Here is a 19,065-nt window from a genome sequence, read left to right on the forward strand (position 1 = left end):
AAGAATGCCAATCAATAAAAGAATTGAATTCTCGGGAGTCTAAGTGATTGATGCCGAAGGATTCCGCGCCAACGTTGGCATAGTGATTTGTAATAGCTTAGGTCAGGTCTTTTGGGCCCGCCGCTATGGTCAACATTCTTGGCAGTTTCCGCAAGGCGGAATCGATGAAGGTGAAACTGCTGAACAAACCATGTACCGCGAACTTTATGAGGAAGTGGGTCTAAAACCAGAACATGTAAAAATTTTAGCGGTAACCAAAAATTGGTTGCGATACAAACTACCAAAGCGCTTGATCCGTCAGGGAAGTGCACCTGTTTGTATAGGGCAGAAACAGAAGTGGTTTTTGTTACAGCTAACCTGTAAAGAGCATGATGTTGATCTGCTGCAATCTGGGCATCCTGAGTTTGATGACTGGCGCTGGGTTAGTTTTTGGTACCCCGTGCGCAATGTGGTGTCATTTAAGCGGGAAGTATATCGCAGAGCAATGAAAGAATTTGCGCCTACAGCAATGGCATTAAGTGCAAAGCCTGCTCATAGCCAGAAAAACAAACGTAGACGCAAGAATTAGAGGGTTAAAATGCTAACCAAGCTAAAACGCATCGTTAAAGAGGTTAATCAAACTCCCGTCTTAGATGATGCGCTTAGCGGTGTGGCAAAGAGTCTTAAAGAAGCGATTAAAGTCGACTCTGTTAGTATTTATTTAGCAAACTATGACAAACAGCACTTTACGTTGCGCGCAACTGATGGTTTAGCGAAAACCGCAGTGGGCCAAGTATCTATTGGTTTCTCCGAAGGGCTGATCGGTTTGATTGGCCAGCGAGAAGAGCCAATCAATATCAGTAATGCACAAACCCATCCCAGATTTAAACACTATCCTGAAGTACAAGAAGAGCAATATCACGCCTTTTTAGGCGCCCCGATTATTCACCAACGAAAAGTACTAGGGGTGCTGACATTGCAGCAACAGCGTAAGCGTCTATTTAGCCAAGACGAAGAAGCCTTCTTGGTGACGCTAGCGATGCAGCTAGCCGTTGAGATTGTTAATGCTGAGGCTCGCGGGCGCTTTAGCTTGCATGATGAACATTCAGAACAAAATGAAATAAAGAGCGTTAAGGGGGTACCCGGCTCGTCGGGGCTAGCGGCTGGGGTAGGGGTTGTTCAAAATCTGTTAGTTAATTTGCGCAATCATGTACCAAAGCGCAGTAGCGATCGAGAAACGCAAATACAGAACTACCGCGCTGCAGTTATGCAAACCCGAGAGCAAGTTGAGGTGCTATCTCAGCGAATTCAAGGTGAGGTGCCTGAAGATGTTCAAGCTATCTTCACTTTGTATCAGCATTTACTCGATGCCAACAGTTTAGGTCGCGAGGTCGAGCAGAAGATTTCTCTTGGCTGGGACGCCGCAACCTCTTTGAAGATGGTGGTGGAGGGATACATTACCCAGTTTCAAGGGATGAGCGATGCTTACATGCGAGAAAGAGCGGTAGATGTTGAAGACCTTTCGAATCGTATTTTAGCGAACTTACTTAACCTTGATACATCTAGGCTGACCCGAGAAGAGTTACCCGAAAAGTGTATTTTAGTCGCTGAAGAGTTGACGGCGACCATGCTTGCTGAGTTTCCTAAAGGCAAATTGTGTGGCTTGATTTCGATCCGTGGCTCGAGTAATTCTCACGCTGCTATTATGGCCAGAGCCCTTGGCGTGCCAGCGGTTATGGGGTTGACCGGTGTACCACTATCCTTACTCGATAATAAAGAAATATTACTCGATGGCTACACAGGCGGTATTATTGTTTCGCCTAATCAAACGATTGAGCGCGAATTTCATCAACTTATTCATGAAGAAACGTTATTAAGTGAAAAAATTCTTGCTCAGGATGATCTGCCTGCGTTAACTAAGGATCATTGCGAGCTGAATTTATTCGTTAATGCAGGATTGTCAGCAGAGATTGAGAATACTTATTCAAGTTATGCTGATGGCGTAGGGCTATTTCGAACAGAAATCCCTTTTATGATGCGCCAACGTTTCCCCACAGAGAAAGAGCAAGTTGAATTGTATCGCGCCATGTTAAGTGCAGAGCCGGAAAAACCGTTTACTATGCGCACGCTCGATGTGGGGGGAGATAAGCCACTACCCTATTTCCCTATAACAGAAGAAAATCCCTTCTTAGGATGGCGTGGGATCCGGTTGACATTGGATCACCCAGAAGTATTTTTGGTGCAAATTCGCGCCATGTTACGGGCCAGCATTGGGCTTAAAAATTTGCAGATCATGTTACCCATGATCACTTCTGTCAGTGAAGTCATTGAGGCTAAACGCTTAATCAGCCAAGCATTTTTTGAGGTGAAAGAAGAAGCGAAAGCGAATGACGGCAAACTTTATCAGCCGAAAGTGGGGGTGATGCTAGAGGTGCCAGCGGTGATTTACCAGTTGCCCCAGTTAGCGAAAATTGTTGATTTCTTCTCTGTAGGAAGTAATGACTTAACCCAGTATTTATTGGCGGTCGATAGAAACAACGCTCGCGTTTCTGACCTTTATGATAGTTATCACCCAGCAGTATTAGCCGCTCTAAACAACATCGCACAGCAAGCAAACGCGCTCAATGTGCCTATTACCCTCTGTGGAGAGTTAGCTGGCGAGCCTGGTGGAACCATTCTATTGATGGCCATGGGCTATCGTAAACTGAGCATGAACAGTCATAGTTTGTTGAAAATCAAATGGGTTGTTCGCAGTGCGACGTTGAGTGATGCCAAAGCGTTGCTTGAGGAAGTATTGGCAATGAACGATCCTAAGCATGTGCGAGAGCGGGTTAATTTGTATCTTGAATCAATCGGTCTTGGCGGATTGATCCGCGCAGGTATCTAGCAGGGAGAATACACAGTGGATCCTGCGTTATTGATACTTTTAGTCTGTTCTATTCTCGGGGCTGTCGTCGGGCTATTGGCTGGTATGTTAGGTATTGGCGGCGGCCTAATTATTGTGCCTTCTTTGTTATATCTGCTGACTCATTACCTTGAGCTACCCCTAACTGTCGCTATGCCAATGGCCATTGCTACATCTCTATCTACCATAGTACTCACTGCCATTTCTTCGTCACGCGCTCATTATAAATTAGGCAACTTGCGGACGTTTTATTTGTTATGGACTGGGATTGGTATTTCGATTGGTGCGATAATTGGGCCACAGTTTGCCACACTTATCTCAGCACAGTCACTGAAGACTCTGTTTGCCGTTTTCGTTATGGTGATTGCGGCGCAAATGGTATTTTTGGGGAATAAAAATGCTAAGCGAGATGTGACGCAATCCTTGCTATTGGTGATCGGTGTCATAACTGGTTGCATTTCCTCGATAATGGGAATAGGTGGAGGTGCTATCATGGTGCCTGCATTGTTGTGGTGTCGGGTTGATATGCGTGCAGCGATCGGCTGTGCTGCTTTTAGCGGTTTGGTGATTGCCTTGTTTGGCTCTGCTAGCTTCATTGTTGCAGGTTGGAATAATGTACATCTGCCCGAGTGGGCGTTGGGCTATATTTATTTGCCGGCAACCTTGGGCATTGTTATGACATCTGTGTTCACCGCGAGTATAGGCGCGAAACTAAGCCGTAGCATGAACACGCAACTGTTAAAGAAAATTTTTGCCGGCTTTTTAGTCATTGTCAGTCTACGAATGTTACTAGGATAAAAATTCAACATGGTCAGTAGTTATTTTACATTTCCACAAATAGACCCAATTATTTTTAGTATTGGGCCGCTAAGCTTACGTTGGTACGGCTTGATGTATTTAGTGGGATTCGCTGCAGCGTTTTGGCTAGCTGGCGTACGATTATCGCGCACCAATTGGACAAAAGAACAATTGAGTGATCTGTTATTCTGGGGCTTTTTAGGTGTTATTTTAGGGGGAAGGGTAGGCTACGTACTGTTTTATCAGTTTGAGCTGTTTCTAGATGACCCCTTGTATTTATTTAAGATTTGGACCGGGGGCATGTCGTTTCATGGTGGCCTGCTTGGTGTTATCGCCGCGCTTTGGTGGTTCTCACGAAAGGCAAAATGTACGTTTCTACAAGTTGGCGACTTTATCGCGCCACTCGTGCCGATTGGTTTAGGCGCTGGGCGTATTGGTAATTTTATTAATGCTGAGCTTTGGGGGCGCACAACGGACGTTTCTTGGGGAGTAATTTTCCCAGGGGCAGGGCCATTACCACGACACCCATCACAATTATATGAATTCGCTCTTGAAGGTGTCGTCTTATTCTTAATTTTGTGGCTTTACTCGCGCAAACCTCGCCCGATAGGGGCTGTCAGTGGTTTATTCTTACTTGGCTATGGTAGTTTCCGCTTCTTTGTAGAGTTTTTCCGCGAACCAGATCAACATATTGGTTTATATGAAGGCGCGTTTTCCCTCGGTATTTCACAAGGGCAAATACTATCAACCCCAATGATTATTGGGGGCATAGCCCTGATGGCTTGGGCTTTAAAGCGTAACAAACTCGCTGAAACAGGTTCAAATGCACCTAAAGGGGCGAAAGCCTAGTTTCACATTTGGCTGACTCACACGGTGTGAGTCAGCCTTTCTAGTCGGTACGCGCTTCGCGTTAAACCTATACTTAATTATCACCTCAAAAAATAATCAGCTCTACTGCTTCTTGTTAATCTAAATCATCGACGGTCGATTTATGTTCAGGAGCACGTGATGTTAGATAATTTGTTTTCAATGCAGGGAAAGGTTTGTGTCGTGACGGGTGGTTCTCGCGGGTTAGGTGCGTTTATGGCACAAGGCTTTCTAGAGGCTGGTGCTAAGCGTGTTTATATTACTGCGCGTAAGGCTGAGGCATGCTTAGCCGCTGCCGAGGAACTTAGTCAGTTTGGTGAGTGTGTGGCGTTAGTAGGTGATGTTGCTACTAGCGAGGGTGTTATGGCGCTCGTTAAGGAGCTCAACGAGCGTGAACAGCATATTGATGTGCTGGTCAATAATGCGGGCACAGCATGGGGAGCGCCATTTGGGCAGTTTCCTGAAAAAGGCTGGGACAAAGTCATGGACTTGAACGTGAAAAGCCCATTCTTTTTGACTCAAGCGCTCACTCCGCTACTTGAAAAAAATGCCACAAAAGAAAATACCGCCGCTGTGATTAATATCGGCTCTATCGCTGGGATTGTGGGTAATGGGTTAGATAACTACAGTTATGCAGTATCTAAGTCAGCTATTCATCAATTAACGCGGGTTTTAGCCAAAGAGTTAGTGGATAAGCATATTCGTGTTAATGCGATTGCCCCAGGGCGTTTTTACTCAAAAATGACGGAGTTTTTAAGTGAAGACAAAGAAGCCTTCGAAGAGGAGTTGCAGTCTATTCCTATGCGTCGCTGGGGTGAATCGACGGATATTGCAGGTGTTGCCTTGATGTTAGCGAGCAAAGCTGGCGCATTTATGACAGGGCAAATATTACCAGTAGATGGTGGCACAACCTTGGTAAACTAGCCGCTACAGGTATAAAAAAGGGCTATTAAGCTAGCCCTTTAGTAGTGATGTGCGAACGTCAGGAACGCACATTAATGTTGTTCCATTATTTACGCGTCGCGCGTAACATCCATGAGGTTTTTTCATGAATACGCATGCGATCAGAAACGAGCGCTGCGCTTGATTCATCTTCAGCATCTTGAGCGAGTTTCAATACGGCTCGAGATGTTTTCACCACTTGCTCATGACCTTTGGTGAGTAAATCAACCATTTCTGATGCTTCAGGTACACCGTCCACTTCTTTAATTGAACTTAACTTTGCAAACTCTTCGTAAGTACCGGGTGCGGCAACATCTAACGTACGAATGCGTTCTGCAATATCATCTACTGCGGTGGCAAGTTCGGTGTACTGTTCTTCAAACATTAAATGCAGTTCGCGAAATAGCGGACCAGTTACGTTCCAGTGGAAGTTGTGGGTTTGCAGATATAAGGTGTAAGAATCGGCTAATAGTGCTTTTAACCCTTCAGCGATTTTTAATCTATTTGTTTCATTGATACCAATATCGATGGTCGTCATGTCTATCTCCCTAAACTCTATGATTGAAAGGAACGGAAATTTATTTTAATACGTTCAATGATATGTGTCGGTGGCAGAGAAATTACAAGGGGAAAATGAAAATAAGTCGAGAAAGAAGACATTACTCCGCTCAACCCGCTGTATATCTAAAAGACGGGTCAACGAACTATGAACGGCCACTAACATATTTATATGTCATTTTTATGAACAAAAATGCATCAGTCATTGTATAATTGGACTCCTAGGAGTTTTGATATGCATTTGTTACGTTGGTCTGAGTTGACCGTTCTATTTTTATGTACCCCTCTGTTAATTTTGTTTCTCGTTTCTGACTACGATACTTGGTTAATGCCATTACTGATTTTAATGGGAGGTTATTGCTTACTGTTGTTATGGAAAGACGTTAATTTCAAACGTTTTCGCTTATGGCATACGGATGATTTTTGGCAACATTTTGGCGCCACCCTCAAGGTGTTTGTGCCTTGTGCAATCGTATTGGCAATACTTGTCTATTATTTTGCACCGCAGATACTGTTTAAGTTGCCCAGAGAAGATGTGCAGTTTTGGCTAATTACCTTAGCAATTTATCCTATCGTATCGGTCATTCCTCAAGAGGTGATATTTCGCACCTTCTTTTTTCACCGATACAAGCGGATTATTCCTTCGAAGAATATACGCTGGGCTTTAAGTACCGTTAGTTTCTCTCTGGCACATGTGGTGTATGGAAACTGGATAGCGGTCGGTCTGTCTTGTATCGGAGGCATGCTCTTTGGTTATCGGTACATGCAAACACGCTCAACCCTTGTTGTAGTGGTTGAACACTCTCTGTGGGGCTCGTATTTATTTACCCTAGGCGTCGGAGTGTTTTTACTGACCCAGAATATTTAGTGGAATAGATATAACCGTCGCTTTTGGGCAAGTTAGCCGCTAGCGCTACAGGTATATCCTGTTAATAAACTGTGTGTAAAATGCGTTCTACTTGTTAAATTGGGAGCTGTGTGAAACTCGAATTTTAAATTTTGTACGATTTTACCGCAAAGAAACCGCATTTTATCGACTTATAGTGACATTTTCTTAACAAACGCTATATCATCCGCAACCTAATTTTTTGATACTCTCGTCGGTATAACTGACGAGGTGTTAATTTGTAAAGAGATGCTATGAACTTAAATAAAATTCTTCTAACGGCAGGTTTAAGCTGTTTATCTTTGAACACCTTGGCGGCAGCTTTTCAGTTATCTGAGCATAGTGCGTCTGGATTAGGGCGAGCGTTTGCTGGCGATGCAGCGATTGCTGAAAATGCCTCAGTTGTGGCGCGTAATCCTGCGTTGATGTCACAGTTTAGTGAAAACCAATTGTCAGTGGTCGGTACGTACATAGTGCCAGATGTAAGCTTGACCGGAGAAAGTGCTCCGCTGTATTCAAATACTGAAGCATTAAATGACGACAGTATTGCCCCTGAAGCATTCGTGCCTGCTGCATACTATGTTATGCCAATTGACGACAAATTCGCGGTTGGTTTTGGTTTGTTTTCAAATTTCGGCCTTTCTACTGAGTTTGATGAAGATTACGCAGCTGGCCAATTGGCGGGTAAAACTGAAATTGTGACCGTTAACTTTAACACCAGTGTGTCATACAAGGTTAATGAGCAACTGACTATTGCTGGTGGACTTAACGCTGTTTACGCTGATGCAACGATTACTCGCCACTTAGGTGATTTAAGTAACGCTTTGGCTGGCCAAGGGCTTAATTTTCCAGCAAGTACTACCGCGCTTGACTTGGAAGGAGACGACTATGGATACGGTTATAACCTTGGTGTTGCATACGACTTAGATGAGAACTCGCGTTTCGGCTTCCATTATCGTAGTAAAGTCGATATTACGTTCGACGGCACGTATAGCAACGAGCTACCTCTGATCCCTGGGGTATTTGATAACGGACAATCTGGAGAGGTTCAGCCTGGAACGGTAGAGCTAGAGTTACCTGCTATTGCAGAGTTTTCAGGCAGTCATAAGCTAGATGAAAAATGGGGCCTACACTATAGTGTTATGTGGACGGACTGGAGCAGTTTTGAACGCCTAGAGGCATTCGTACCCAGTCAAGACGAGGCTGTCTTCGAAAAAGAAGAAAACTTCTCAGATAGTTTCCGTTATGCCATTGGTGCTGATTACCAGTTAAACGCAAACGTGAAATTACGTGCCGGTATCGCTTACGATGAAACTCCGACTGATTCACAATTATTGTCTATCTCGATCCCTGACACTAACCGTTTGTGGTTAAGTGCGGGTGCAAACTATTCACTTAATGATAGCTCGTCTATTGATTTGGGTTTGAGCATAATACGTGGCCAAGACCGTACTTTTACAGAAGCTGATGATGCTGGTGGCGTATGGGAATTCAGTAGTGAAGGCAACGCGTTTATCTTAGCTGCTCAATACAACTACGCATTCTAATTTGCAAAATTAGCTGTTATAAAACTTTATTAAAACCGGTTAGGAATGACTATTTCTAACCGGTTTTTTTTTAGGCGAGTATTACCAATAGCGCGCCAATCAGTACCAGACCAAGCCCTACCTTATCGGAGCCTCTTAAACGCTCCTTGAACCACTTTGCCGATATCAAGAGCGTAAAAAATATCTCTACTTGGCCTAAGGTTTTTACTAAGGCGACGGTTTCTAAGCTCATGGCGGTAAACCAGCCTATAGAGCCAACAAAGCTGCAAAAGCTGATGATGAATACTAATTTCGGTCGTAGCCATAACGCGCGTAACGTGTCAGGGCTGCGCACCAGTAACCAAAACAACAAGGCTAGGGTTTGCACCAGTAATACCCAAAATAAAACATAGGATGCGCTTTGCAAAAAGGGTAGGCCCGTCATTAAGCTTGCCTCGCGCACCCATAAGGTGGTGAGTGCAAAACATAGCCCACTGGCTAAACCTAACAATAGTGTTGGCCAAGAAATATTCCTCATGCCTTTTGGCACGCTCATTAACCAAACAGCGACGCCGCCAACGATCACTCCACCCCATGCGATGGGAGATAGAGGCGCAGCGAATAGTAAGGCTCCTAACACCGCAGCGATCACGGCTTCACTTTTCGCTAAGCCAACTCCCAAGGCATAATTACGTAAGCGAAATAGCTTAACCATAAAAGCCGTGGCAAATATCTGTGAGATAGCGGCTAGTGTGATAATAATATAAAAATTAAACCCTAAATGCGGAATAGGGGTATCACCCTGCTTGAATAGTAGGAATGCATAAATAGCCGCCATGGGAACAGCCAGAATAAAACGTGATAGGGTCACGCCCATGGTATCTACGTCTGTGCTTAGGCGCTTTTGAAACGCGTTGCGCCATGACTGCATAAAAGCAGCCATAAGGGTAAACGGGATCCACAAACTCATTTTATCGCCTTACTCATATATCTTCACGGGCAATGCCGAGTTCTGGGGCGACTCATCATTAATAAATGATGAGTCGATGTTTTAGGCGCTTAAACTAGACTTAACGCCGGATGAGTAGGTTAGTACGTTTAAACTGAAAAGGGATATTTAATTGCTGGATGGTGTTCATAACCCTCAATGTTGAAGTCATCCATGGTCACCCAGGTTTCTAAATCCTTTAACGATTTAATGTCAGGGTTAATAATCAATTTGGGGAAACCAAGAGGTTCGCGTTTTAGTTGCACATCGCGCATGAGCGCTAATTGGTCTTCATAAATATGTGCATTAACGATTTTATGGTACGCCTGTCCGGCTTTTTTCCCGGTAATTTGTGCCACAATCGCCAGTAAGAAATAAACTTGGACCATATTGAAATTCAGGCCCAGAGGTACGTCACAGCTTCGCTGCGTACTGTTTAAATATAAGGTGTCGTCTAGCAAAGAAAAGTGGTGACTGTACATACACGGGCGAAGGCAGCCCATATGAAAAGCACCAGGGTGATAAAAGGTGAATATTTCGCCTCTATCATCAATGCCGTTTTTTAAGTCGTGTATAATTTTCGCCAACAGGTCAATGCTTCCACCATCAGGTTTGGGAAAGTTTCGTCCGATTGAGCCGTAAATGAGACCGCAGTCGTCTTCACCCTTTCGATGTGGGTTATCCAACCAAGCCTGATTTTGATTGGCGTTGGCGTCCCAAGTCGATGTGCCTATTTTTCTAAAATCTGCGGCGTTATCGTAGCCGCGAATATAGCCAATCATTTCAGCTATCGCTGATTTATAGAAACTTTTTCGAGTAGTGACCAAAGGAAACTCACCCTTTGCTACATCATAAGTGAGATCGGCATTGATTACAGTGAGACATTTTTTACCGGTTCTTTCGTTATTGACCCACACGCCCTCATCAACGATGCGTTGGCATAAATCGAGATATTGCTTCATTTCGTTTAGCGACCACTTAAATAAAAATTCGGCTAGAATTCTACCAGACTTATTGGCATTTTATGAGGGGGAGCTGGGGCAAATTTGACTGAGGGTATTGCACTAAGGTCTGCTTGTAGATAGAGCTGATTCCCTCTAAGCTTACAATGCTAGTGTCACATGCTATCACTCGATACGATAACACCAATTAGGTTCTTCTCTTCACGCATAAACATGGAATTGAAATTAATATGACCACCTCAGTCCTTATTTGTGATGACTCTGGCTTTGCCCGGCGACAGATGGCGAGATCGATCCCCGATGGCTGGGATGTGGATATTCACTTTGCCGAGAATGGAAAAGAAGCGATTAGTGCCATCAAGCAAGGTAAAGCAGATGTCATGTTTTTAGATCTCAATATGCCGGTGATGGATGGTTACCAAACCATGCAAATCGTTAAGGAGCAAGACTTACCCACCCTGGTTATTGTGGTATCTGGGGATGTACAGCCTGAAGCACATAAAAAGATGCTGAGTTTAGGGGTAATTGCCTTTATCGCTAAACCCATTGATAACCAGAAGTTATGCGAGATATTACGCCAATATGGTTTGTATACTGGTGAGGCCACGTCACAAGGGCGTAGTCAGAACGTTCTAGTTGTTGAACCCCGTAGCCAGCAATCCGAACTTGACGCCTATCGCGAAATGGCGAATGTTGCAATGGGTAGAGCAGGTGAACAAGTGGCCAAGTTATTAGGTGAGTTCATTCAGCTACCCATTCCCAATGTGAATTTGATTACGAACAACGAATTGCATATGGCGATTTCGGATGTAAAAAGCAGTGATAGTTTGTCAGCTGTTTCTCATGGCTTTATTGGTGCAGGTATCAATGGTGAGGCGCTCGTCATTTTCAATGATGCAAACTTTTCCACTATGGGAAAATTGCTGAAATATCACCACAAAAGCACAAAAGAAGAATACGAGTTAGAAGTGTTAATGGACATTTCTAATATTTTGGTAGGGGCTTGCGTCAATGCGCTCTCAGAGCAACTCCATGTGACATTTAGCCACAATCACCCCATTATTTTGGGGCGTCATTGTGATATCGATCAGGTGCTTGAGACGAATAGTCAGCGTTGGGATAAAATTCTGGCGATTGAAATAGCCTACGCAATAAACTCACAAGATATTCAATTTGATTTGTTACTGTTATTTCCTGGCAACGCCATGGAGTTAGTGTACGAGAAACTGGTGAAACACACACATTAGGAGTCGTGTTTGTGCAAGATATGAAAGATTTAGCTGAAATGCACTGGAAGCATGATTTACTCGGATCTATTGAAGTGGGGATTGTGGTTGTCGATCGTCGTTATCAAGTTCAAGTGTGGAACTTGTTTATGGAAAACCACAGTAACATCGCACCAAGTACAATTCGCGACAAATCGCTTTTTGACCATTTCCCTGAAATTGATGAGAGCTGGTTACGAGCCAAAGCAGAGCCGGTTTTTTCACTGAAGAGCCCAGTCTTCGTCATATGGGAGCAGCGACCTTATTTATTTCGTTTTGGTGCCAATAGACCCATTACCTCACCTTCTCAGTTTATGTATCAAAACATCACGATATTTCCACTTGCTTCATTATCAGGACAAGTCGATCAGGTGTGTATTGTGGTGTATGACGTAACCGACCAAGCTGTGAGTAAGCAAGCGGTAGACGATTTAAATAATGAATTACAGCGTTTGAGCCGGGTTGATGGTTTAACCGGAATTTATAATCGCCGCTATTGGGAGGAGCAATTTGAGCGCGAATTTAAGCGTAATCTTAGAACCCCCGGAGAGTCATCGGTAATCATGCTTGATATCGATCACTTCAAAAAGATTAACGACACCTATGGTCACCCCGCAGGTGACGAAGTGATACGCCAATTGGCACATTTAATCGAAGATGTTTCGAGAGAAACGGATATTTGCGGCCGCTACGGCGGCGAAGAATTTGCCATTTTATTGCCTGATACAGCATCTGAAAATGTCATGGTACTTGCGCAGCGGATCCGCACATCCGTCGAAAAGCTTAAAATAGAGTATGAACAGCACACTATTTCCTTTACAGTCAGCTTAGGGATAGCGCAATTTAACACTGCATTTGGACAACACATACAGTGGCTAGAAGAAGCGGATAAAGCCCTCTATCAAGCGAAAAAAAATGGGCGTAATCAAGTGATTATTGCTGGAAGTTAACCGATTAAATCACCGCATAATTATAAGAATATCTAGTTGTTATGAATAATAAAACGTTACGCCAGGCGTTATTAAATAAGCGTATGCTTATTTGTATTTGCACTGGTTTCTCCTCTGGTTTACCCCTGTACTTACTCATCCAATTCGTTCCTGCTTGGCTTCGCTCTGCAGATATTGATTTGTCTACCATTGGCCTAATTAACCTTGTTCTGTTTCCTTATACATGGAAGTTCATTTGGTCGCCGGTCATGGACCGCTTCGTAATACCGGTACTAGGAAGGCGAAGGGGGTGGATGTTTATTACCCAAGTCGCACTTATTGTATTGATGAGTATGCTGTCTTTTTACGACCCTGCAACAGACATCAGCCATATCATTGTGATTGTTGCGGCCATTGCATTCTTCAGTGCCAGTCAAGACATTGTCATTGATGCCTATCGCCGCGAGCTACTGCCTGATGATGAGTTAGGCGCAGGCAACGGTTTTTATGCCCAAGCTTATCGAATCTCTTCATTTGTACCTGGCTCGTTAGCCATGATTCTAGCCGGCTTTTACCCTTGGTCGGTGGCCCATTTGAGTGTTGCGGCGTTTATGTTAGTGGGCTTGGTAACGACCTTGATGATAAACGAAACCTCTAAAGCAGGAGAGGAGCCTCAAACGCTTCGCTCTGCCGTTGTTGAACCTTTTGTAGAGTTTTTCCAGCGACAAGGTTGGCAGCAAGCAGTGCTCATCTTGTTATTTATAATGTTTTACAAACTGGGTGACAGTATGGCGACCGCACTGGAAACGCCATTTTTCCTCGATATGGGGTTTTCTACAGTAGAGATTGGCTCTATCGCTAAAATTGCCAAAACGATTGGCGCCACCGCAGGAACGATTCTTGGTGGCATCGCAATGATTAAGTTAGGAATAAATCGTAGTTTGTGGGTATTTGGCGTCTTTCAGCTTATTTCGATTTTAGGTTATGTCATGTTGTCCATGGTGGGATACAACCATCTGGTGTTGGCGATCGCCAGTGGTTTTGAATACTTTGGCGTGGGGTTAGGATCGGTCGCATTAATTGCTTTTATGGCCAAATCTACCAATCGTCACTTTACTGCCACTCAGTTTGCTTTGTTTTCAAGTATTGCTGCTGTGCCACGTACCTTTGTTAGTGCAACCACAGGTTATGTGATCGAAGCGGTAGGTTACACGCAGTTTTTTATTATTTGCTTTATTTGCGCTATTCCCGGGATGTTAATGCTCCTGAAAATTGCGCCATGGAATGAAAAGAAAGTGGATGATGCATTGCCTTAACCTGAGAGGTTAAGGTCTTGCACCAGAGTATTCGAAAGGAAGCGGATAGTCTTCTTGGCTTTCTAAGAAATTCACGCACAAATCTAGATCGTTACGCAGGGTGCTGTCTTCGCGCAGGTGTTGCTCAGGCCAAAAATGTAATTGATGTAGCACGTACCAAAATACCCTCTCTTGCTGCGAACTGGGTTGATCTGCCAAGTGACTGACCTGAGACCATTCTTCCATGGTGTCCCAGAAGTACAGATCTAATTCTTTGTATACGATACGGTCATTCCAAAATGCTCGAACAAAATATGCAAGTTGTTGAGACTTAATATTTAAAAATTTTTGTACGCTTATCACTGCCTAATGCCCTCGTACTCATAAGTCGAATTAGCCAAAAGTATAGTGATTTGAATGCATTTTGTTTAATGAATATACAAAAAATAATACGTTTTTTAGTTATCTACATGATAAATAAAGTGTTTTATATGAATACTACATTGATGGAAATGAGCTCACCACCCTAAATAATGCAGCCAACCGTAAATTTCTTTGCTCACAAACTCACTGTCTGATTGGGTGTTGAATGTGTGGGTAAGATGGCGTTGGCGGTAATCTAATTTCAGGTTTTTGTTGGCGCTGTTTTTACGCTCTAAGGCGCTGATTAAACCCCAGTTATTGTCATGATCGGAATAAATGTCGAGTAATGGCATTGGGGTATTCGCTGTGTAAGTCGAAATCAAGGCATTTAGGTTTCGTTGTGGCCAGAATGCGCTGATCGCGACAAACGCATCTGGACTAGGAATTTGTTCCTCGGCGTACATTTTAATCATCCAAGCCGCGCTGGTACCTTGAGCGATAACTAAGCGAAACCCAGAGTAGTTCTGAGCGCGCCGCATGACTGCTGATATACGTTCTCGAAGCGCTTGCTCATGCAGCAAAAAGTGAGCATTACTGATGCGATGTAACTGATATTGCGGTGAGTTTGGAGTGGACGGAGCACTAGAGGTTGCTTGGCTATTAGCTGGCTGATCAACTTGTGACGCTGTGTCGTTAGTTTGCTCCTGTGATTGTTCTTCGCTTTTTGTAGGGTCTGCTAGATCTGGTTCAAAGCCCACGGTCGGTGGGGATATCTGCATGGTTACCCAGCCCAAATTATTTAAGGATTGGGTTAACATCGCGAGATTTTGTTGGCTGGCAGGCGGTCGGCCTGACTCGCCGACCAATATGGCCACACCGTATAAATTGGCAGTCGTATTTAACGATTCAATTAAAGGAAGGCTTGTGTTGTTAACTTCAAGTATTTTTGCTCGGTCAGGGAAAAGCTGACGCTGCACATCAGTCAGTGCGCTGGCATAAGCAAAACTGCTGGCCATCAGGATGCAAAACACAAGCATACATCCCGTTAGGACTGCGTGATGGTCGAATAGTCTAGCAATGCTTTTGATGTGATGCTTGTTCATTCATGCTGTGTTGCAATGAGTCATTCTTTTTTATCGGGCGCTGTGTAGGGGAACTTTAATGACAGAGCAAATAATACCAGTTCAAATAAATATTCGCTCAGTGCTTAATTATTTGATGGAACTGGTATAACTGCAAAGCTAAAAGGGAACAGGCGTACTTAACGTGAGAGGGAGCTCAGTGACTGGATGAGTGAAACCTAGGGTTTGGGCGTGTAGCTGTAGGCGCTGCGCCATTTTCAACGCATCAGCATGGGCATATAATCTATCGCCTAAAATAGGGTGACCTAAGCTCAGCATATGTACTCGTAGTTGGTGAGAGCGACCAGTGACTGGGGTGAGCTCCATGCGCGTACTGTTGTCATTTCGTTCTACCACGCGCCAATGGGTTAATGAAGGTTTTCCTCTTTGCTGACAGACCATTTGTTTAGGCCGATTTGGCCAGTCACATATTAAAGGTAAGTCTACGCTGCCTCGTTCACCGCTTACCTCACCAAAAACTCTGGCAATATACGTTTTACGGGTTTGCCTGAGCTCGAACTGTTTTGATAAGTGACGATGGGTGTCTTTATCAAGGGCCATCACCAATAAACCTGAGGTGGCCATATCGAGACGATGGACAATGCGGGCTGTGGGGTAAACCCGCTGTACTCTGAGTTCTAAACTATCTTTGTGTTCAAGGGCTTTGCCTGGCACGGTCAATAAACCACTGGGTTTATTGAGTACCAGTAAGTGTTCATCCTTAAACACAATATTGAGATAGGGCCGCGTAGGCGGCGCGTAATTCACTATGGCCATGAACTTAGTTCACCTTAAGGGTTGTTGACTATCAATCTGATGGCTTCTAGGTTAACCCTTGCGTCACTAATAACCTGCTTCAAGTCGTCAATTTGTTGTTGAAGGTGCTCAATTTCTTCATCACGAATTGATGGGTTCACTTTTTGTAAACTTTGCATACGTTTTAATTCACCGCCAAGCAACGACTTCATTTGCTTTTGGCATTGCTTACGTACCTTTTCAGCATCTTGCTCGCCTTGGTTTTGTGCAACCGCTAACGCTTTGGTCAACTGGGGCGTTAAGGCTTTGATCAGTTGATTACCCATTTTGCCGCGCACTTTGTCTAGCTTGGTAAATTGCTTTTCGATGACGCTATTAGTGGTATCAACACAGATTTTAATTGGTGTCGGTGGCAAGAAGCGGTCAAGTTGCAGTGACTTTTCTGCTTTGCCTGACAGCACGAATAAACATTCTAGCCAATACGCCCCTGCTGGTAGGGATTTGTCTTCCCCTAATGCCACTGAGCTTTTGCCGGTGATTTCTGTGGTGACGGTTTCCATGGCGTGTTGCACCATTGGGTGATCCCAGCTGAAGAAATTCACATGTTCTAAACGGGTTGCGGTGGTGCGTTCGTACGTAATCGTCATGCCTTCTTCATCAAGCCCTGGTAATGTCGCTACCATGGTCTCTGTGGGGCGTAAAATGTAGCAACTTTCATCTTTGTCTTCTTGAGCAAGTCCGAGTGTGTCAAACAAGCGGGTCATAAATAACTCAAGCGTAGGAGAGTCTTCAGCCGCAAGGATTTCTTTTTGCAATTTCTCAACTCGTCCTTTGCCCGATGAATTAAGCTCAAGTAGTTTGTCTCTACCTTGTTCTAAACGCTCTTTGAGTTGCTTGTGCAGGCTAGCGGTTTGATTAATCAGGTTTTCGCTGGCCGCAAAATCTGTAGGGAACATTAAGCAACTATGTAGCAACTCTTGGGTTTCTTCGTATACCGTCATGCCTGTGGGGCAGGTTTGCTCAAAGGCATTTAGCCCTTGATGGTACCAATCAAGCAGAACTTGTTGAGCACTCATATCAAAATAAGGCACATGGATACATACGTCGTGGGTTTGACCAATACGATCAAGACGACCGATACGCTGCTCAAGCAAATCAGGCACTTGAGGTAAATCAAATAATACCAAGTGATGAGCAAACTGGAAGTTGCGGCCTTCACTGCCTATTTCGCTACAAATGAGTACTTGGGCGCCTTCTTCAGTTTGGGCAAAATAATTTGCTGCTTTATCGCGCTCTACGATCCCCATGCCCTCGTGAAACACAGTTGCGCGCGTCCCAGCTTTTACCCTCAACACTTCCGCCAGCTGCAATGCCGTCCCTGCGTTGGCGCAGATTGTCAGTACTTTTTCTCCCTTAAGCTCGTGCAGTTTATCAATGAACCAATCGACTCTTGGATCTAAGTTGAACCAGCTATTAACCAAGTCAGGGTTGCGTTCAGGAGTTAGATGCAACGCCAAGTTGGTTGGATCTTCATCTTGAGCGGTAATATATTCTTCTGGCTGCTCTAGGCTATAGGTGAATAATTTGCGATCTGGGAAACCACTGACCCCAGCTCGGCTATTGCGGAACAGCAAACGACCTGTACCGTGGCGGTCTAACAAAGTATGTAACAACTGCGTTTTTTGTCTTGTGGACATGCCATTGATATCACCCAAGTCTTCGTCTTTGGCAAAAGATTCAATCGCGGATATGTTTTCAGGGCTTAGAGCATCGCCTGACATCAGGGGCGAAATCGCTTGGGCTAATGTGCTGTACTGTTGCTCCTCTTTGACAAAGCTTTGGTAATCATGAAAACGAGCAGGGTCCAGCAGGCGTAGGCGCGCAAAGTGGCTTTCGTGACCTAACTGATCAGGGGTAGCGGTCAATAGCAACACGCCTTTTGTGACTTGGGCTAACCCTTGAACGACTTGGTATTCTTGTGAGGGCTGCCCTTCACTCCAAATAAGGTGATGAGCTTCATCGACCACCATTAAATCCCAGGGGGCTTGCATGGCCAATTCGTAATAGCGGCTGTTGTGGGTTAAAAAATCTAGGCTACAAATAACCAGTTGTTCAGATTCAAAGGGATTACCGCTTTCGCCTGACATGGCGCTGCAACGTTCTTCATCAAAAATTGAAAATGCCAGATTAACTCGGCGTAACATTTCTACTAGCCATTGATGTACCAAGCTAGACGGCACAACAATTAAAACGCGTTCAGCGCGAGCTGTCAGTAACTGCTGATGAATAATCAACGCAGCTTCAATGGTTTTACCCAAACCCACTTCATCAGCCAGCAAAACTCGCGGAGCGAAGCGGCGTCCAACTTCGGCTGCTATGTGTAACTGATGTGGAATCAAGTCAACGCGGGCACCCACAAAGCCCAATAGTGAAGAGGTACTATGGCTGTATTGGTGATTCAAGCACTGCTCACGTAAATCAAACCATTTTGGGTGGTCAAACTGCCCAGCAAATAGGCGCTGTTCAGGTTGGTTCAGTTGAAAGTGATGGTCAATAAAGGTTTCTTTTAAGTTAACTTCTTCTTCGGTGTCATGACGCACGCCAGTATAGGTCAGCATATCGTTATGCTCGGTGACGCTAGTGATTTTCATTTCCCAGCCTTCATGACTGGTAATATTGTCGCCCTCACCAAATGTAATACGCGTAAGAGGGGCGCTTTGTTTAGCGTAAACTCGACTGTCTCCGGTAGCAGGAAATAACAGGCTTACCGCACGATTATCAACCGATACCACTGTACCTAAGCCAAGTTCTGTTTGGGTATCGCTTAGCCAACGTTGACCAAGTGCGAATGAATGTTTTTGCGCCATAGAGTGTCTCCCAACAGTGTATGCATAACTGACTTTTTGATGCGGGCGGAATAATTTC

17 protein-coding genes and 1 pseudogene are annotated in these 19,065 nt (G+C 44.4%); 10 read left to right on the forward strand and 8 right to left on the reverse strand.

The genetic code is table 11. The features are described 5' to 3' along the window. Positions 1–43 precede the first annotated feature (43 nt). From rppH to FX988_RS15190, 5 genes are all read left to right on the forward strand, one after another. Positions 44–568 carry an RNA pyrophosphohydrolase gene (gene rppH / locus FX988_RS15170; RefSeq protein WP_160180976.1) on the forward strand — a complete coding sequence of 175 codons (525 nt, stop codon included), beginning with the start codon at positions 44–46 and terminating at the stop codon, positions 566–568. A gap of 9 nt (positions 569–577) precedes the next feature. Further along, a complete protein-coding gene (gene ptsP / locus FX988_RS15175) occupies positions 578–2,866 on the forward strand; it encodes a phosphoenolpyruvate--protein phosphotransferase (protein WP_160180977.1) in 2,289 nt (762 codons plus the stop codon). 15 nt (positions 2,867–2,881) lie between these two features. Further along, a complete protein-coding gene (locus FX988_RS15180) occupies positions 2,882–3,682 on the forward strand; it encodes a sulfite exporter TauE/SafE family protein (protein WP_160180978.1) in 801 nt (266 codons plus the stop codon). Positions 3,683–3,691: 9 nt separating this feature from the next. Continuing rightward, on the forward strand, positions 3,692–4,531 hold the full coding sequence (lgt, locus tag FX988_RS15185) for a prolipoprotein diacylglyceryl transferase (RefSeq protein WP_160180979.1): 840 nt from the start codon (positions 3,692–3,694) through the stop codon (positions 4,529–4,531). Positions 4,532–4,690: 159 nt separating this feature from the next. Then, on the forward strand, positions 4,691–5,473 hold the full coding sequence (locus tag FX988_RS15190; protein ID WP_160180980.1) for an SDR family oxidoreductase: 783 nt from the start codon (positions 4,691–4,693) through the stop codon (positions 5,471–5,473). An 85-nt stretch (positions 5,474–5,558) separates the two neighbouring features. Here the strand turns inward: FX988_RS15190 and FX988_RS15195 are convergent, their stop codons facing one another. Then, on the reverse strand, positions 5,559–6,029 hold the full coding sequence (locus FX988_RS15195) for a Dps family protein (protein ID WP_160180981.1): 471 nt from the start codon (positions 6,027–6,029) through the stop codon (positions 5,559–5,561). Positions 6,030–6,284: 255 nt separating this feature from the next. On the opposite strand from FX988_RS15195, the gene FX988_RS15200 reads away from it, so the two are divergent. Continuing rightward, entirely contained in the window at positions 6,285–6,917 is a 633-nt protein-coding gene (locus FX988_RS15200; RefSeq protein ID WP_160180982.1) for a CPBP family intramembrane glutamic endopeptidase, read from the forward strand. 272 nt (positions 6,918–7,189) lie between these two features. Further along, positions 7,190–8,482 (forward strand): outer membrane protein transport protein, encoded by a 1,293-nt coding sequence (locus tag FX988_RS15205; RefSeq protein WP_160180983.1) that lies wholly within the window; start codon positions 7,190–7,192, stop codon positions 8,480–8,482. Between the two features lie 70 nt (positions 8,483–8,552). On the opposite strand, the gene FX988_RS15210 is transcribed toward FX988_RS15205, so the two are convergent. Next, entirely contained in the window at positions 8,553–9,431 is an 879-nt protein-coding gene (locus FX988_RS15210) for a DMT family transporter (protein ID WP_160180984.1), read from the reverse strand. 128 nt (positions 9,432–9,559) lie between these two features. Continuing rightward, positions 9,560–10,411 (reverse strand): thymidylate synthase, encoded by an 852-nt coding sequence (locus tag FX988_RS15215; RefSeq protein WP_160180985.1) that lies wholly within the window; start codon positions 10,409–10,411, stop codon positions 9,560–9,562. 281 nt (positions 10,412–10,692) lie between these two features. On the opposite strand from FX988_RS15215, the pseudogene FX988_RS21880 reads away from it, so the two are divergent. Then, a pseudogene (locus tag FX988_RS21880) lies at positions 10,693–10,926 on the forward strand (response regulator); the annotation flags it as partial. Positions 10,927–11,156: 230 nt separating this feature from the next. Here FX988_RS21880 and FX988_RS21885 read toward each other — a convergent pair. Beyond that, entirely contained in the window at positions 11,157–11,231 is a 75-nt protein-coding gene (locus tag FX988_RS21885; RefSeq protein ID WP_368361914.1) for a DUF3149 domain-containing protein, read from the reverse strand. A 438-nt stretch (positions 11,232–11,669) separates the two neighbouring features. On the opposite strand from FX988_RS21885, the gene FX988_RS15225 reads away from it, so the two are divergent. Both FX988_RS15225 and FX988_RS15230 read left to right on the forward strand, forming a co-directional pair. Continuing rightward, the gene (locus FX988_RS15225; protein ID WP_160180987.1) at positions 11,670–12,626 is read left to right on the forward strand and encodes a GGDEF domain-containing protein; all 957 of its coding nucleotides are present in this window, start codon (positions 11,670–11,672) and stop codon (positions 12,624–12,626) included. A gap of 41 nt (positions 12,627–12,667) precedes the next feature. Next, positions 12,668–13,921 (forward strand): AmpG family muropeptide MFS transporter, encoded by a 1,254-nt coding sequence (locus FX988_RS15230; RefSeq protein WP_160180988.1) that lies wholly within the window; start codon positions 12,668–12,670, stop codon positions 13,919–13,921. 9 nt (positions 13,922–13,930) lie between these two features. Here FX988_RS15230 and FX988_RS21775 read toward each other — a convergent pair whose 3' ends face one another. The 4 genes from FX988_RS21775 to rapA form a co-directional block, all read right to left on the reverse strand. Continuing rightward, entirely contained in the window at positions 13,931–14,263 is a 333-nt protein-coding gene (locus FX988_RS21775) for a hypothetical protein (protein WP_254700629.1), read from the reverse strand. A 155-nt stretch (positions 14,264–14,418) separates the two neighbouring features. After that, positions 14,419–15,279, reverse strand: coding sequence for a DUF3530 family protein (locus FX988_RS15240; RefSeq protein ID WP_254700792.1), 861 nt, complete (start codon positions 15,277–15,279; stop codon positions 14,419–14,421). Positions 15,280–15,504: 225 nt separating this feature from the next. Then, positions 15,505–16,161 (reverse strand): bifunctional tRNA pseudouridine(32) synthase/23S rRNA pseudouridine(746) synthase RluA, encoded by a 657-nt coding sequence (rluA, locus tag FX988_RS15245; protein WP_160180990.1) that lies wholly within the window; start codon positions 16,159–16,161, stop codon positions 15,505–15,507. 14 nt (positions 16,162–16,175) lie between these two features. Beyond that, the gene (gene rapA, locus FX988_RS15250; protein WP_160180991.1) at positions 16,176–19,007 is read right to left on the reverse strand and encodes an RNA polymerase-associated protein RapA; all 2,832 of its coding nucleotides are present in this window, start codon (positions 19,005–19,007) and stop codon (positions 16,176–16,178) included. Between the last annotated feature and the right edge of the window lie 58 nt (positions 19,008–19,065).

It is taken from the genome of Paraglaciecola mesophila (assembly GCF_009906955.1).
Taxonomy (GTDB): Bacteria; Pseudomonadota; Gammaproteobacteria; order Enterobacterales; family Alteromonadaceae; genus Paraglaciecola; species Paraglaciecola mesophila_A.

What these genes read in the sequence shown, in the direction of transcription:
- FX988_RS15190 (WP_160180980.1), top strand. Translation starts at nt 4,691, where the DNA reads ATGTTAGATAATTTGTTTTCAATGCAGGGAAAGGTTTGTGTCGTGACG.
- FX988_RS15205 (WP_160180983.1), top strand. Translation starts at nt 7,190, where the DNA reads ATGAACTTAAATAAAATTCTTCTAACGGCAGGTTTAAGCTGTTTATCT.
- FX988_RS15200 (WP_160180982.1), top strand. Translation starts at nt 6,285, where the DNA reads ATGCATTTGTTACGTTGGTCTGAGTTGACCGTTCTATTTTTATGTACC.
- FX988_RS15215 (WP_160180985.1), bottom strand. Translation starts at nt 10,411, where the DNA reads ATGAAGCAATATCTCGATTTATGCCAACGCATCGTTGATGAGGGCGTG.
- FX988_RS15240 (WP_254700792.1), bottom strand. Translation starts at nt 15,279, where the DNA reads ATGGCCAGCAGTTTTGCTTATGCCAGCGCACTGACTGATGTGCAGCGT.
- FX988_RS15230 (WP_160180988.1), top strand. Translation starts at nt 12,668, where the DNA reads ATGAATAATAAAACGTTACGCCAGGCGTTATTAAATAAGCGTATGCTT.
- FX988_RS15210 (WP_160180984.1), bottom strand. Translation starts at nt 9,431, where the DNA reads ATGAGTTTGTGGATCCCGTTTACCCTTATGGCTGCTTTTATGCAGTCA.
- ptsP (WP_160180977.1), top strand. Translation starts at nt 578, where the DNA reads ATGCTAACCAAGCTAAAACGCATCGTTAAAGAGGTTAATCAAACTCCC.
- lgt (WP_160180979.1), top strand. Translation starts at nt 3,692, where the DNA reads ATGGTCAGTAGTTATTTTACATTTCCACAAATAGACCCAATTATTTTT.
- rluA (WP_160180990.1), bottom strand. Translation starts at nt 16,161, where the DNA reads ATGGCCATAGTGAATTACGCGCCGCCTACGCGGCCCTATCTCAATATT.
- FX988_RS15195 (WP_160180981.1), bottom strand. Translation starts at nt 6,029, where the DNA reads ATGACGACCATCGATATTGGTATCAATGAAACAAATAGATTAAAAATC.
- rapA (WP_160180991.1), bottom strand. Translation starts at nt 19,007, where the DNA reads ATGGCGCAAAAACATTCATTCGCACTTGGTCAACGTTGGCTAAGCGAT.